Genomic DNA, 14,917 nt, shown 5'->3' on the forward strand with positions numbered 1-14,917 from the left:
CCGTGAAACGAACTTGCGCCAATGATAGTGTACTCTTCGTATGCGAAAGTAGGTCATCCCCAAGCTCCTATTCTAAAAAGCCCTCGGCAGCAATGTCGGGGGCTTTTTTATTGCCTGCAAGCGGTAGGCAGATGAAATTCAGGCAGAAAAAAACCCGGTGCAAGCACCGGGTTGAAGTGTCTATTAAGATCAACTCAAAATAGACTGCCATGAAAACTTAAGCGCTGCACTGCAGCGTGAAATATAATTGACACCGCTCAAGCGGTTGTTGCTCTGCTGCTTCTCCCTCTTTTACACACATCTTAAAAAATACACAGGCGTATGTCATTGACCCAAGTGGGCTATCAAGAAATCTCAGCAAGAGTTTCAGCGGAATAGACGTGTGAGCATAAAGCCTTAAAAGAGACATGTTAAAATGACACGATGTCTCAATACCATGTCTTAATCCCCAGTGCTGGTCGTGGTTCGCGTATGCAATCATCACGACCGAAACAGTATTTACCATTGAATGGTGAGCCGCTGTTGAAGCATGTAATCCAGACATTTGAGTCGTTTGCAGCCATCGCTAGCATTTCGGTGGTTATCGCAGAGGATGATCAGGACTGGCAACCGGCTTTACTTGCGGGATGCCAGAAAACACGCGTGCTGCTGTGTGGTGGCGCGACTCGCGCTGAAAGTGTGCTAAACGGATTGCGTGCCCTGAATACTCAAGTTCAGGCGCGAGACTGGATTCTGGTGCATGATGCCGCGCGGCCTGGCATAGATCATGAGATGCTATTACGGTTAATAGACAGCGTGGGTGATGAGGATACTGGAGCGATTCTGGCTTTGCCGCTGGCCGATACGCTAAAGCGTGCCGGGACGCAGACCACGATTGCAGAGACCATCCCGCGTAATCATTTATGGCAGGCTCAAACGCCACAAATGTTCAAATATGCGGAGTTGCAATCTGCGCTCAGTCACTCGATCGAAAAACAACCTACCGATGAAGCGCAAGCCATGGAGTGGATGGGACATCACCCAAAACTAGTCCAAGGTAGCCTTAAAAACATGAAAGTCACTTATCCTGACGACCTGCAAGTGGTTGCTGCGTTGATGCAGATGAGCCAGTCATAGAAAGCAAAAAGTATGATTCCTGTGAGAATTGGGCACGGTTTTGACGTGCACGCCCTGGTAACCGGGCGGGATTGCATTATCGGTGGCGTGAATATCCCGCACAGTCATGGACTGGATGGGCATTCGGATGCAGATGTCCTGTTACACGCTATTTGTGATGCCTTGTTAGGGGCTGTCGCGTTGGGAGATATCGGTAAGCATTTTCCACCAACAGATATGCGCTTTAAAGGCATAGATTCACGCGAGCTTCTGCGGCATGTGGTGCGCTTGCTGCATGACAAGGGTTATCTGGTTGGTAACATTGATGCCACGGTGATATGTGAGGCGCCACGATTGGGCAAGCATACTTCGCAGATGTGTATGAATATTGCCAGTGATTGCGATGTGGCGATTGAACAGGTCAACGTCAAAGCGACGACGACTGAAAAGCTGGGCTTCACTGGCCGCAGTGAAGGTATTGCGGCAGAAGCCGTTTGTACTGTGTATTCCAAGTAGTTGATGATGCGATTGTTTAGCCGTTTTGAAGCACTGGTTTCGCCGTTTCCTGCCGAAATCCTGACGCGTTTACCTACCCGTTTCTGGCCTTTTATGTGGGCCTGTTCGTATGGGATGCGCCGTTATATTTTAATCATGACGCTGCTGACAGCCTGTATCGGCTCGTTTGAGGCTTTGCTGTTTGCCTTGATGGGCAAGGTGGTCGATAAGTTGACAGCCATCCAACCGGCACAATTATGGACGACGCATCAATCTACATTATGGCTAGTGGCGGCGGTATTGGTTGGCAGTACCGTGGTCATTCTGTTCCAGACCTTACTCAAGCATCAGACATTGGCTGGTAACTTCCCAATGCGTTTGCGCTGGCAGTTTCATCAGCATATGCTCAATCAAAGCATGGGGTTTTATCAGGACGAGTTTGCTGGCCGCGTGTCGGCGAAAGTGATGCAGACTGCATTGGCTGTGCGCGAGGTGTGGTTTATTCTGGCCGATATCATGGTGTATGTGTTGCTGTATTTCACTACCATCGTCACGGTGGTGGGCAGCTTTCATCCCTGGATGGTTTTGCCGTTTTTAGGCTGGTTAAGCTTGTATGCCTGCGCGCTGGTATATTTTATTCCGCGTCTGGCCAAAGTGTCACAGCATCAGGCAGATGCGCGCTCCCTGATGACCGGCCGGATTACGGATGCCTATACCAATATTTCCACGGTTAAACTGTTTTCGCATGCCGGGCGCGAGGCCAGCTATGCGCAATCGGCCATGCAAGAGTTTCTGGATACCGTGCATGGGCAAATGCGCATGGTGAGCTGTGTCGAGAGTATCAATCACTTTTTAAATATGTGTTTGATCATTGCCAGTGGCAGCATGGTGCTATGGCTGTGGTCACAGGGCCTGGTCGCTGCCGGTGCGGTTGCGGCGGTGCTGGCAATGAGCCTGCGCTTAAATGGCATTTCACATTGGGTCATGTGGGAGCTGACCTCGTTGTACGAGCAAATTGGCACCGTACAAGATGGCATGAATACGCTGTCGATTGAAAACCGCGTGCTCGATCAGCCAGATGCCGTCGCGTTAAACGTCCCTAAGGGTGAAGTCGTATTTGAGAAAGTGGAGTTTGCTTATGACAAGCAACCACCCCTGTTGAAGCAGTTTGATTTGCATATCTGCCCCGGAGAGCGTGTCGGCCTGGTCGGCCGCTCTGGCGCGGGCAAGTCTAGCATCGTCAATTTGCTGATGCGGTTTTATGACATTCAGGCCGGGCATATTCGTATCGATGGGCAATCGATCGCTTCAGTGAAACAAGACTCCTTGCGGCAACAGATTGGTATGGTGACGCAGGATACTTCTCTATTACACCGCTCCGTCAGGGAAAATATTTTATATGGCCGCCCAGATGCAAGCGATGAAGAGATGATAGTGGCTGCCAAGCGGGCCGAGGCACATGAATTTATCCTCACCTTGCGCGACGCCAAAGGCCGTACCGGCTATGACGCCCATGTCGGTGAGCGCGGGGTTAAGCTGTCCGGTGGCCAGCGGCAGCGCATTGCCATTGCCCGTGTCATGCTGAAAAATGCACCCATTCTGGTGCTGGATGAGGCCACCAGTGCCCTGGATTCTGAAGTCGAGGTCGCTATTCAACATCATTTGTCGCAGTTGATGGAAGGTAAAACCGTCATTGCGATTGCACACCGCTTGTCCACCATTGCAGCCATGGACCGCTTGATTGTGCTCGATCAGGGGCGGGTGGTCGAAACCGGCACCCATCAGGCCTTGTTGGCGCAAGATGGGATTTACGCCAAATTATGGACGCATCAGAGTGGTGGCTTTCTGGGCGAATAGCCCGTGCAATTCCCAGACGGTTCCTTTTCTAATATCACGTTTCAATCATCAGGCCATTCGGCCTGATTTTTTTATGGCTGTGCTTGGCATCGCCTCTGTTCAATTGTGACAGTCTGTCATATTACCGCCACTTTTCTGCAATCTAATCTGCTTAGTATTGTCATCAAATTTTCATGGAGTATTTTCGATGGCTAGTCTTGCTGTCCGTTGTAATCGCGGGTTTACCTTGCTGGAGTTATTGGTGGTGATGGTCATTATCGGTCTGTTGGCCGGCTATGTCGGCCCCAAATATTTCCAGCAGATTGGCAAGTCAGAAGTCAAAACGGCCAAAGCGCAGATTGCGGCGCTGGAGCAGGCTCTGGATCAGTTCCGTCTGGATGTCGGGCATTATCCGAGTACTGAACAAGGCTTGACGGCCCTGATGAATAACCCAGATAACCAGCCAAACTGGGCCGGCCCTTATTTGAAAAAAGAAGTGCCCAACGACCCTTGGGGCAAGCCTTACCAATACCGCATGCCCGGCCAGCACGGCGAGTATGATCTCTACAGCCTGGGTAAGGATGGCCAGGTCGGTGGCAGTGACGAAGCGCAGGATATCAGCAACTGGTAAATGCCATGCACTATCAGGCAAAAGTGTTGAATGGCAGCACCCTGACCATGGTGGAGCTGCAAGCCGATGATGAGCAGGATGCTTACGCCCAGTTAAAGGCGAAAGGCTTGTTGCTGGTCTCGCTGCAGGCACAAAGGCAGGGCAAAATAGCCAAGCGCCAGGCGTTTCCGTTGGCTTTGTTCAGCCAGGAGTTGCTGGCCTTGCTCGATTCCGGCTTGAACCTCGTCGAAGCCATTGATGCACTGGCTTTGCGGCAGGATCATACACGCGGTGTTTTGCAGGGCATCTTGCAATCACTGCAGCAGGGTAAGTCTTTTTCTGCGGCCCTAGAGCGTCAATCTGCGGTATTTCCGCCCCTCTATATCGCCACGGTGAAAGCCGCCGAGCGCACGGGCGACCTGGGCAATGCCTTGTCTCGCTATATCGCTTATGACAATCAGGTGTCATTACTCAAAAAGAAAATCGTCAGCGCGTCAATTTACCCGCTGCTGCTCATCGTGGTTGGCGGCTTGGTCATTGCGTTTTTGATGGGCTTTGTCGTGCCTAAATTCAGCAGCGTCTACGAAGGCACGGGGGCAGACTTGCCTTGGATGTCGCAGCTGATGCTGCAATGGGGCAGCCTGATTGCCCAGCATGGCGAGCTGATGTTGACGCTACTGGTCAGTGTATTGGTCATGCTGGTCGTGTTATTGAAACATCCAGCCATGCGGCAGTGGATGTTACGCACCTTGTGGCGTATTCCTGCCATCGGTGAAAAGCTGCAACTCTATCAATTGGCACGCTTTTACCGCACGTTGGGGATGTTGCTGGCGGGGGGGACCCCAGTGATGGTGGCACTTGATTCGCTGGAAGGATTGCTGGATAGCAGTCTTGCGCTGAGTCTCAAGCAGGCACAAACCATGATTAGCCAGGGGCAACCCCTGTCACAGGCCTTCCAGGTCAACGGCATGACGACGCCGATAGGCGAGCGCATGTTGCTGGTGGGCGAGCGCGGGGGCAATGTGGCACAAATGATGGACCGCATCGCCAGCTTTTATGATGAAGAGCTGGCACGCTGGATAGACTGGTTTACCCGGCTGTTTGAGCCCTTGCTCATGCTATTTATTGGCCTGGTGATCGGCGTGGTGGTGCTGTTGCTGTATATGCCCATTTTTGAACTGGCAGGACAAATTCAATGAACCAGCCTCTCCCCAATCAGCACGTGCCTGCTGAGCCACTACAGTCGCTCTCTGCAGAACTATTATCGCAAGCACAAACGCAGGCCTTGCAACAGCAACGGCGCGTGATCGAGGTGCTCGAAGACCTGCTCCCGGTGGACACGGAAATCCTGGTGAGCCAACTGGCTGACTTGCTGCATTACCCGGTCGCCACCATGCGCGATATGCGCGAGTGGCAGGTAGCTTTTGAAGTCATCAGTTATAACGAAGCGCAGCAAAAAGAGTGTCTGGCATTTTATGACGCGCAAAAAACACTCATTCTGGTGTTTGCTGACCCGTTTAACCGCCAATTGCCGTTGTGGGTACAGCATGCCGTAAAGCAGCCGTTTGTCTGGCAGTTGGCACATCGGCTGGAGATTAGCGCCTACCTCGCGGGTGAAGAAGAAACCATGCGCGCCATGGATGGCGTAGGTTTGCCCAGTGAGCAAATGCAAGAAGGCGAGGACGAGCTGGTCATGCAGCTCTCGCTCAAGTCCATTCACGAAGATGCCAACCCCATCGTCAAGCTGATTAACTCCACCTTATATGATGCCCTCAAAACAGGCGCCAGCGATATCCACCTTGAAACGCATGCAGGCGGTCTGGCCGTGAAATACCGGATTGACGGGGTGATGGCCAGTATCGCCAATAGCCCCGGTCTGGACAGTGCCGAGCAGGCCATTTCGCGGATCAAGGTCATGGCGCAACTCGATATTGCCGAACGCCGGATTCCGCAAGATGGCCGCTTTAAAGTGCATGCCATGGGCCGCCTGATTGATTTCCGTGTCTCTATCATGCCCAGTGCGTTTGGCGAGGATGCCGTACTGCGGGTGCTGGACCGCAAGGCCTTGACCGAGCAGGCGCAAGGCTTGAGTTTGAAAGCGCTGGGCTTTGATGCCGATGTGATTGCCAGATTCCGCAAATTAGCCAGCGAGCCGTATGGCATGGTGCTGGTCACTGGCCCAACCGGCAGTGGTAAAACCACCTCTTTATATGCCGCCATTTCAGAGGTGAATACGGGGTTTGACAAGATCATCACCATTGAAGACCCGGTTGAGTACCAGTTACCTGGTGTGCTGCAAATCCCGGTCAATGAGAAAAAAGGCCTGACCTTTGCGCGCGGCCTGCGGTCAATTCTGCGGCATGACCCGGACAAGATCATGGTGGGTGAAATCCGCGATGCCGAGACTGCGCAAATTGCCGTGCAAGCGGCGCTGACTGGCCATCTGGTGTTTTCTACCGTGCATGCCAACAGTGTGCTCGATGTCATCGGCCGTTTCATGCATATGGGCGTAGACCCTTACCATTTTGTGTCAGCAGTGAATGGCATTATTGCCCAGCGCCTGGTGCGCGCCTTGTGCCCGCATTGTGCCGAGCCGTTCGTGCCGGATGCTGATTTACTGAGTGCCTCTGGCTTAAGTGCTGAGCAGGCCGCCAGCATGCAGTTTATGCATGCCAAGGGCTGTGGCCATTGCCGTGGCACGGGTTACAAAGGCCGTAAAGCGGTGGCCGAAATACTGGTGCTTAATGACGAGTTACGCGAGATGATTATTGCCCGCCAGCCGATCCGCCAGTTGAAAGAGGCGGCTGCCAGAAATGGTATGCGTACCATCCGCGAGGCGGCGATCAGCGCCGTGGCTGAAGGCATGACCAGTTTGCAGGAGGTTAACCGTGTCACGTTTGTTGCCTGAGTTCAGCGTACTTGGCCTGACGCGGATCCTGGTGTTGTCTGACCAGTTGCAGGCCGAACATATTCCGGCGGGCTTTGCTTCGTCCCCTGTCTTTGCGACGACTGCCTGGTCAGGCGCAGATGCGCTTGCGCTGCAGCCAGCATTACAGGCAGTGCTGGCACAGTTGCCAGCCACACGCTGGCAAAAGATAGAACTCTATCTCGCTGACCAGCATGTGCATCTGATGCGCTTGCCTGCCATGACTCAAGGTCTGCAGGCATTTGACTGGAGCGGGCAGGATCAGCAAGCCTATGCGCGCGCCATGCTTATGCAAACTTATGGTGAAGCCGCACGTAGCTGGCCTTTCCGCTTACAGGATGTTTGCCAACCACAAGATAGCCTGCTGGTGGCTATCCCGGTGTTACAGACACTGGATTGGACTGCGTTGTTACGTCCGCATGCCCTGCAATGGCAGGTGCAAGCCTATGCTTGCGCCTTGTGGGCCAACACCCGGCTGCCCAAAACCGGTACCGTGCTAACCGCAGAGCCGCAAATGCTCAGGCTGTTGCAGCTTGAGCAAGGGCGTATCATGCATGTGGCTGGGCTGGCGACCTCTCTGCAGGCAGTGGAAACCATGGCAGACTGGGTGTTGCGTGAACGTACTTTGCTGGGCGTGCAGGCGTCAGCGTGTTACTGGGTAACCGAGCCCGGCAACCACAGGGCGTTAAATACCGGTCATCGCCTCAAACAAGCTTTGGCGGGTCAGGTCAACTGGCAGCTGTTGCCATCAGCGAGACCACTCACTCAGTTGCGCCAGGAGGTCAGTCATGTCGCCGCAGCCTGAGTATCATATGGATTTTGCGCGTCCGTTATTTGCCTGGCAACGCGTGCGTTGGCCAGGACTGGCGCTGGTGGCAGCATTATTGATGACGGTATGGCTCACCTATGCCGAAGAGGCCGAGCAAACCGCGCACTTGCAGTCACTCACGCAGCGGCAGCAGCAACTGACCGAGCAGCAGTCCGCAATGCAGGGCGCTGCGCCGCGCACTGAGCAACACCCACTCAGTCAAGCCAACATCAAGCCGGTGGCGGTATTAAGCCAGCCGCAACAAAAGGCAGCGCAAAAAATTGTGCAGCAACTCAATGTGCGCTGGTTTGACTTGTTGCAGACGCTAGAAGCGAGCCAGGTTGCCGATATCGCATTGTTGCAATTGACCCCTGATGCCAATCGCGGCCAATTTGTATTGTCGGGCGAGGCGAAGAGCTACGCGGCGTTATTGAATTATGTGAGTCATTTGCAAGGCCTGACGACGCTGCATGAGGTGCATTTGCAAAAACACCAGGTCAATGACAGCCATCCGCAGCGCCCGGTCAGCTTCGAAATTCAGGGGGGCTGGCAACCATGAAATCGGCACGTATGTTTTCGGCCCTGACTATAGTCTGGCTGCTACGCCGTGCGGCCTGGTATCTTGGCTGGCTGCCCATGCTGATGAGCGTCTTGTTGCTGATCTTATGGGGCGTGTTGTCGCAGCAGCAGTCTGCCACAACGGCGCAAATGGCCTTGCTCACGCAAGCCATCCAGCAGCTTGAGAGCCAACCGGTAGCACCTGTGGCCCCGGTCTCAACCGTCATTGCCAAACCGGTGGTGAGCGAAAATGCGCCGGAATACCTGGCCGCCTTATGGCAGCAATTACCAGAGTTTGCCGACCTGTCGCCACGCATGATGCAGATTGCGCGCCTGGCGCAAAAACGCCAGATGGCCTTGAATGTGGGCGATTACCAGTGGCAACTGCATGCCGCCAGTGACGCCACGCAGGAGATTCAGCAATATGACATGCGCTTCAATATTCAGACCGATTACCTGACTTGCCGGCAGTTTATTATCGATGTGTTGCGGCAATATCCTGCCATGGCCTTGACTGGCCTCGAGTTGCGCAAAAACGAGACCATGCAGCCGATGCTGGACGCGACGCTGACGTTTTCAGTGTTTATCCGGGGAGGGCGCAAGCATGGCAGTTAGCGCCAAATCCTCGACCTCGCCCGTGATTTGGCTGGCCTTGCTGTTAACGTTGGGCTTGGTCTACTGGCAATGGTCGGCAGCGCCTCAAGCGGAGCTTGATCTGGTTGCGGTCAGACCTGCCAAGAAGACAGCTGTGGCTCAGTCTGTGCCAGTCAGTGTCGACCGCAGTGACAGTCGCACAGATACGCTTCAGCCGTCCGCGCGTGTGGCGAGCAGTCAAACTGCCAGCCCTCAAGTGGAAACCGCTGCCATGCCAGAGGCCGCGTATTTCAAGCGCCAGTTACCCGCGGGCAAGCCTGCGCATGTGCTATTTGCGGCGCATGAATGGTTACCGCCCCCGGTCAAGCCGCCCCCACCGCCTCCGCCGCAGGCGCCGCCTTTGCCTTATAGCTATGTCGGTAGTCTCAAGGAGATGCCGGGGGGCGACCTGGTGATTTTAATGCAGCAGAAAAAGATGTTGATGCCCAAACTGGGCTCTCAGGTCGATACGCAATGGCGCTTGGACCGCGAGGATATGCAGGCGGTGTATTTCACCTACCTGCCATTAAACAAAGGGGTGGTGTTGAGTAAAAGCAAAGCCGCAACCACGCGTCAGGTTGAGCCAGAAAACAATCCAACAGAAGAAATGTTAAACCAATGAATGTTTTGAATCCAAGTCTGCGATCATGGTCAAGCGTGCCACGCAGTTTGTCTTTCGCTGCCTGTACGCTGGTACTGTCATCGTGCGGCCTGTTTCCGCCCAAACTGACGGCGACGACCCCGGAAGGCAAAGTCCAAGAGCTGGCCCAACAGGTGGCAGAGCATCCTGCGGATGTGACTTTGCGCAACCGCTGGTTTCGCGAGCGTGAGCTGGCAATCAACGCCTTGCTGGCGGACGCCGCTGCGGCAGATGCCAAAGGCGATATTGCCACGGCCAAGCAAGCTTATGCCCGCATCCTGACGCTGGATCCTTATCAACCTAAAGCGCTGGATTATGCGCGTGCCAGTGATCGTGAAATTGTGCTGCGCAAGCAGTTAGAGATTGCCAAGCAGCATATCAACCAGCCCAAGCAGGCACTCAAGGAAGTGCGGGATATTTTGTTGGAGCAACCGACCAATAGCGAAGCCCAGGCGCTGGAAAAGCAACTGATAGCCATGGAGCCGCGTGCACGTGCCAGCCTGCCGCAATTGCAAACCGCCATTAACAAACCGGTCACGCTGGAATTGCGGGATGCCAACATCAAGGTAGTGTTTGAGGCATTGTCCAAAGCCACCGGGATTAATTTTGTGCTGGATAAAGACATTAAAGCCGAGACCAAGGCCTCGGTGTTCGTCAAGAAAATGCCAATTGAAGAGGCGGTGGAGATGGTGCTAGCCAGCAACGGCTTGCAGAAAAAAGTGCTGTCACCCACCAGTGTGTTGGTGTATCCGGCCACCCAGCAAAAGAACAAGGACTATCAGGACCTGTTGATCCGTAACTTTTATTTTGCCAACACCAGTGCCAAGCAGTGCGCGGATATGTTACGGACGATTTTAAAAATCCGTGATGTGTATGTCGATGAGCGCCTGAACATGCTGGTGTTGCGTGACCGGCCGGAAGTGTTGGCCTTGGCAGAAAAAATGATCAAGGCGCAGGATATTGCCGACCCTGAGGTCATGCTCGAAATTGAGGTGATGGAAGTCACGCGTGGCAAGTTGCAACAACTGGGCATCAGCTATCCCACCTCACTCACGGTGCTCAATAGCCCCTTGACGCTGGAAGCGCTCAAGAGCATCAAGTCGAGTGATATTGGCGTCAGCCCTAACCCTGGCGTACAGTTCAAAACCACAGACAGTGATTTGAATCTGTTATCCAATCCGCGTATCCGCGTCAAAAATAACGAAAAAGCCAAGGTGCTGGTGGGTAACAAGGTGCCTGTGATCACCACCAATACCACCGCCAATGTAGGGACTTCCGAGAGTGTGTCCTATGTTGATGTCGGCCTCAAGCTTGAGGTAGAGCCGCGTATCATGCTGGATGATTTTGTCAGCATCAAGGTGAACCTCGAAGTCAGCTCACTGGGGGAGGCTGTGACCTTGAGCAATAATTCCAAGGTTTACAATATTGGTACCCGTAATGCCAGCACCATCCTGCGGCTTAAGCATGGCGAAACGCAGATCCTGGCCGGCTTGATCCAGGATTCCGAGCGCAAGAACGCAACCAAATTACCTGGGCTGGGCGAAATCCCGATCTTGGGCCGCCTGTTCTCCAACAATACCGATGACAAGAGTAAAACAGAAATTGTGCTGGCGATTACGCCCAAGGTTATCAGTAATGTCACTTTGCCAGAAGCCACCTTCTCTGAGTACTGGAGTGGCACCGACAGCGTGATTTCAGACAAGCCACTGATGAACAGCATGCCAGCTGTGCCTTCACTCAATCGTAGCCAGCAAATCCGTGAGCTGCAGTTACAGCGGCAAAATGAGTTGAATGAGGGCAGCAACACACCTGCCAATGAGCCCGCCAATGATACGCCTGATGCTGCGCCGCCGCCGGAACCGGCTTTACCTGCGCCAGACACGACACCGGCCAATACAAACGCCGCGCCACAAGCGACGCCCTCAGCGGATGGTCTTTCAAACAATATCAGGGACTTGCCTGAACAGGGCACGACCAGTTTGCCAGCGCCCAAGGAGATCCCCTGATGCGCCAACGCGCGTGCTTGCAGTCTAGTGCTTGCCCAGACTGTGGATTCACGTTGATTGAGCTCATGGTGTCGCTAGCGATTATCGCCATCATGGCCAGCATTGCCACGCCCATGATACAAGTCACCGTGCAGCGGCAAAAAGAACAACAATTGCGTACACATTTGCATGATATCCGCCGCGCGATTGATGCCTATAAAAAGGCGGCGGAGGATGGCCGTGTGAAAAAAAATTCAGATGCCAGCGGTTACCCGCCCAACTTGCAAGTGTTGGTCGAGGGCGTCGACGATCTTAAAGACCCCAAGCATAAAAAATTACGTTTTTTAAGGCGCATCCCTTTTGATCCCATGCTCAACAAGCGCGACGACACAGCACCAGTGGCGGCTTGGGGCTTGCGTAGTTATGACAGTCCACCCGACCAGCCGCGCTATAACCAGGATGTCTATGATGTGTATTCACTGAGCCCGCGCATCGGCCTGAATGGAGTTCCCTATGCGCAGTGGTAATCGTTGGCGGCGGTGGCGTGGCTTCACGCTGGTGGAGTTATTGGTGGTGCTGTCGATTTTAGCCTTGTTACTGTCGCTGGCACTACCGCGCTATTTTTCTGGCGTACAACGCGCCAAAGAGCAGGCGCTCAAACAACAGTTAATTACCACGCGCAAGGCGCTGGATGAGTTTTATGCCGATCAGGGGCAATACCCGGAAAGCCTGCAGGAGCTAGTGGATAAGCGCTATCTGGACAAATTACCTTGGGACCCTATCTCGGAGCATAACGATGCCTGGGTAATTACACCGCCAGAGCTGCCTTTGCTGGGTGGCGTTTATACCTTGCATAGCAGTGCGACCGGCCAGGCTTCGGATGGCAGCGCCTATACGGACTGGTAATGGGCCAGGGCTATGTCGCTTGATATGAGGCCTGTTAAACCAGCAGTCACCTATCCGCGTGGCAGCGTATTCCTGCGCGGCTTTTCGTATTTAGGCATCATGGTCACCCTGGCGATTGCAGCGATTGCTATGCAGGGGGCAGCCAGCCTTTGGCAACAACAGTCTCAACGTAGCAACGAAGCGCTTTTGCTTGAGGTGGGGGAAGCTTACCGGCTGGCAATCGGGCGTTATTATGAATCTACGCCAATTTCAGTCAAACAATATCCTGCCAATCTGGAGGAGCTGCTTGAAGACAAGCGGTTTCCTGTGCCAAAAAGACATCTACGCAAACTCTACGCAGATCCTTTTGCGGTGAAGCACGGCATGCGACTGATCCTTAAAGACGGGCGCATTATCGGCGTCTATAGTCCGTCTACGCTTGTGCCCATCCGTCGCAATGGTTTTCAGGATGCGCAAGCCGACTTTCAAGCGGCCAAGCATTACAGTGACTGGAAGTTTATCTACGAGCCGAATAGTCTGGCTGGTTTAGAAGAGGCCTGGGCCAACCGCTAATGTCGCGGTTGAATAAGATGGGTTTTAAATAATTGGTAGTAGCGTAATACTTTAGGCACATATTGCTGCGTTTCTGCATAAGGCGGCACCGTCCGCTGATGCGACTTGACTGCTTGCGGGCCAGCATTGTAAGCCGCCAGGGCCAGTACCACATCGCCTTCAAACAAGTCCATGAGCTGCTTTAAATAGCGGGATCCCCATAAGATTTGTTGCGAGGCCGACCAGGCCCGCACCGGGGTAGGGGTCAGCGTTTTTGCGGTGGCCGGCATCACCTGCATCAAGCCATAAGCCCCTTTAGGCGAAGTGGCTTTGGCATTGTAGCCAGACTCGGTAGCAATCACGGCGTGAATCAGCGCGGGCTCAAGTTGTGTAACTTGCGCAGCTGCTTGTACTTCTGCCTGATAAGGCAAGTTTTCTGACGACCAGCGCGATGTCAAGGCTTTGCGCTCACTGTCTCCAATTGCCAATTCGGTCTCGGTGTCAGGAAATGCAGTATTGCTGATCACAATTTCTGTGTCATCAGAAGGGTCCAGAACAATTTGTCCGGCCAAGTATTCAATCGCGTCAGCCGCGTGTGCTGGAATGCACACCAGTAAGGTGAGCACAAAAAATACACGCAATTTGACTACGAGGTTTGGCATCTCTCAATAGTCTCATGCGCAAGTGACATTCTTAAGACACGTAGACTGGTTATATTGTTAATGAGCGCTCAGTGCGTGAATGCTTCTATCACCATTGCTGTTGCTTGATGACTGCTTTGTCTGATGAATTTTTCTCTTCGTAAAGAATAGTCCGCGTATTAATCCGTTGTCATTAATTCATCAACAAACTGACGCTGTGCAATCATTTTTTTGTCACAAATTTTAAGCACACTTGCTGCACATTTATATCAATGTGCACAACACATGGACACCATAATCACAGGGAACGATCAGGCCAATGATCAATGGACGTTGGCACTGAATGAGGAACAACGCACGCTATTTATGGAGGTGATCGAGGAATCACTTCGTCTGCAAAATCGTGCACATTTATTTAACTGGTTGCAGCGTGGTTTTCAATATTTGCTTGCCCACGAAGTGGTGATTATCGCTGTGCGTGGCATGGAGCGTGCCAGTTACGATTACGAGTATCTGACCTCTAGTCGTTATTTCGGTGATGCGCAGTTCGATCTGGTGTTGCACGAACAAGACGGTCTTGTTAATCAGGCTTTTATGCAGTGGGGAAAACTTGGTACCCCTCTGTTCTATACCACCGAACACGCATCACAGGTTCATAGTCATTATGCAATAGAACAAATTGCTGCCGAGCCTATGCTAGCTTCTGAGCTTAAACGGTTCGTGGTGCATGGATTTGGCAATGAGCATAGCCGAATTGCCACCATGGTGATGTTTGGCCGCTTGAGCTCCCCATCCAATGCACGTACTGCACACCTGCTTGAGTTGTTGATGCCACACCTACATTGTGCGATTGTTAAAGTCACCTCTAACAAATGTCCATCTGTTTTATCAACCGCAACCAAAAACGGTCGGGTCAAGCCGTTAAGCAAGCGCGAGGTCGAAGTGCTTGAGTGGTTGCTGGTCGGAAAAACCAATTGGGAAATTGGCAATATTATGCAAGTCAGCCCGCTCACAATCAAAAACCATGTTCAGAACATCTTACGTAAGCTGGATGTTGAAAATCGTAGTCAGGCCGCGAGCAAGGCGCTAAAGCTAGGGTTAATTCATAGGAAGCAGTAAACCTGTCGTCATATATTTTTTGCTGGCCTTTAGTCAATATAGTCCGATAGGACTAGTCTCTGTTGAATGGATGTCATCTCCTCTCCTTAAACTCTGCTGGATTCATCGACTGGCAAATTCTTTTTGTTTTGAAC

Annotated in this window: 16 protein-coding genes; 15 read left to right on the plus strand and 1 reads right to left on the minus strand. The window is 52.9% G+C overall.

Features of this window, described 5'->3' with window-relative positions:
• The first annotated feature begins 423 nt into the window (after positions 1-423).
• The 14 genes from ispD (at position 424) to ACT53G_RS00070 (ending at position 13,044) form a co-directional block, all read left to right on the plus strand.
• Entirely contained in the window at positions 424-1,116 is a 693-nt protein-coding gene (gene ispD / locus ACT53G_RS00005; protein ID WP_476168348.1) for a 2-C-methyl-D-erythritol 4-phosphate cytidylyltransferase, read from the plus strand.
• A 12-nt stretch (positions 1,117-1,128) separates the two neighbouring features.
• Positions 1,129-1,611 (plus strand): 2-C-methyl-D-erythritol 2,4-cyclodiphosphate synthase, encoded by a 483-nt coding sequence (ispF, locus tag ACT53G_RS00010; protein WP_275357215.1) that lies wholly within the window; start codon positions 1,129-1,131, stop codon positions 1,609-1,611.
• A 6-nt stretch (positions 1,612-1,617) separates the two neighbouring features.
• Complete coding sequence (locus ACT53G_RS00015; protein WP_476168349.1) at positions 1,618-3,447, plus strand: ABC transporter ATP-binding protein; 1,830 nt, start codon at positions 1,618-1,620, stop codon at positions 3,445-3,447.
• Between the two features lie 187 nt (positions 3,448-3,634).
• The gene (gspG, locus tag ACT53G_RS00020) at positions 3,635-4,057 is read left to right on the plus strand and encodes a type II secretion system major pseudopilin GspG (protein ID WP_275357213.1); all 423 of its coding nucleotides are present in this window, start codon (positions 3,635-3,637) and stop codon (positions 4,055-4,057) included.
• Positions 4,058-4,062: 5 nt separating this feature from the next.
• Positions 4,063-5,235: a type II secretion system F family protein gene (locus ACT53G_RS00025; protein ID WP_476168350.1), complete on the plus strand. Its 1,173-nt coding sequence runs from the start codon at positions 4,063-4,065 to the stop codon at positions 5,233-5,235.
• The gene (locus ACT53G_RS00030; RefSeq protein ID WP_194747448.1) at positions 5,232-6,944 is read left to right on the plus strand and encodes a GspE/PulE family protein; all 1,713 of its coding nucleotides are present in this window, start codon (positions 5,232-5,234) and stop codon (positions 6,942-6,944) included. The genes ACT53G_RS00025 and ACT53G_RS00030 overlap by 4 nt, the downstream gene beginning before the upstream one ends.
• Entirely contained in the window at positions 6,925-7,767 is an 843-nt protein-coding gene (locus ACT53G_RS00035; protein WP_476168351.1) for a hypothetical protein, read from the plus strand. Before ACT53G_RS00030 ends, ACT53G_RS00035 begins: the two co-directional genes overlap by 20 nt.
• Positions 7,751-8,329, plus strand: a complete 579-nt coding sequence (locus ACT53G_RS00040; protein ID WP_476168352.1) for a PilN domain-containing protein — start codon at positions 7,751-7,753, stop codon at positions 8,327-8,329. Before ACT53G_RS00035 ends, ACT53G_RS00040 begins: the two co-directional genes overlap by 17 nt.
• Entirely contained in the window at positions 8,326-8,943 is a 618-nt protein-coding gene (locus tag ACT53G_RS00045; protein ID WP_476168353.1) for a hypothetical protein, read from the plus strand. Before ACT53G_RS00040 ends, ACT53G_RS00045 begins: the two co-directional genes overlap by 4 nt.
• Entirely contained in the window at positions 8,933-9,583 is a 651-nt protein-coding gene (locus ACT53G_RS00050) for a hypothetical protein (protein WP_476168354.1), read from the plus strand. Before ACT53G_RS00045 ends, ACT53G_RS00050 begins: the two co-directional genes overlap by 11 nt.
• Positions 9,580-11,607, plus strand: coding sequence for a secretin N-terminal domain-containing protein (locus tag ACT53G_RS00055; protein WP_476168355.1), 2,028 nt, complete (start codon positions 9,580-9,582; stop codon positions 11,605-11,607). The genes ACT53G_RS00050 and ACT53G_RS00055 overlap by 4 nt, the downstream gene beginning before the upstream one ends.
• Entirely contained in the window at positions 11,607-12,113 is a 507-nt protein-coding gene (locus tag ACT53G_RS00060) for a type II secretion system protein (RefSeq protein ID WP_379076988.1), read from the plus strand. The genes ACT53G_RS00055 and ACT53G_RS00060 overlap by 1 nt, the downstream gene beginning before the upstream one ends.
• Positions 12,100-12,492, plus strand: coding sequence for a type II secretion system protein (locus ACT53G_RS00065; RefSeq protein ID WP_476155539.1), 393 nt, complete (start codon positions 12,100-12,102; stop codon positions 12,490-12,492). The genes ACT53G_RS00060 and ACT53G_RS00065 overlap by 14 nt, the downstream gene beginning before the upstream one ends.
• A 24-nt stretch (positions 12,493-12,516) precedes the next feature.
• Positions 12,517-13,044, plus strand: a complete 528-nt coding sequence (locus tag ACT53G_RS00070) for a type II secretion system protein (RefSeq protein WP_476168356.1) — start codon at positions 12,517-12,519, stop codon at positions 13,042-13,044.
• On the opposite strand, the gene ACT53G_RS00075 is transcribed toward ACT53G_RS00070, so the two are convergent.
• The gene (locus tag ACT53G_RS00075; RefSeq protein WP_476168357.1) at positions 13,041-13,685 is read right to left on the minus strand and encodes a lytic transglycosylase domain-containing protein; all 645 of its coding nucleotides are present in this window, start codon (positions 13,683-13,685) and stop codon (positions 13,041-13,043) included. The two genes, ACT53G_RS00070 and ACT53G_RS00075, sit on opposite strands and share 4 nt — an antisense overlap.
• A gap of 264 nt (positions 13,686-13,949) precedes the next feature.
• On the opposite strand from ACT53G_RS00075, the gene epsA reads away from it, so the two are divergent.
• Entirely contained in the window at positions 13,950-14,783 is an 834-nt protein-coding gene (epsA, locus tag ACT53G_RS00080) for an XrtB/PEP-CTERM-associated transcriptional regulator EpsA (RefSeq protein ID WP_194747429.1), read from the plus strand.
• Positions 14,784-14,917: the final 134 nt, after the last annotated feature.

Source organism: Methylophilus sp. DMC18, assembly GCF_056314005.1.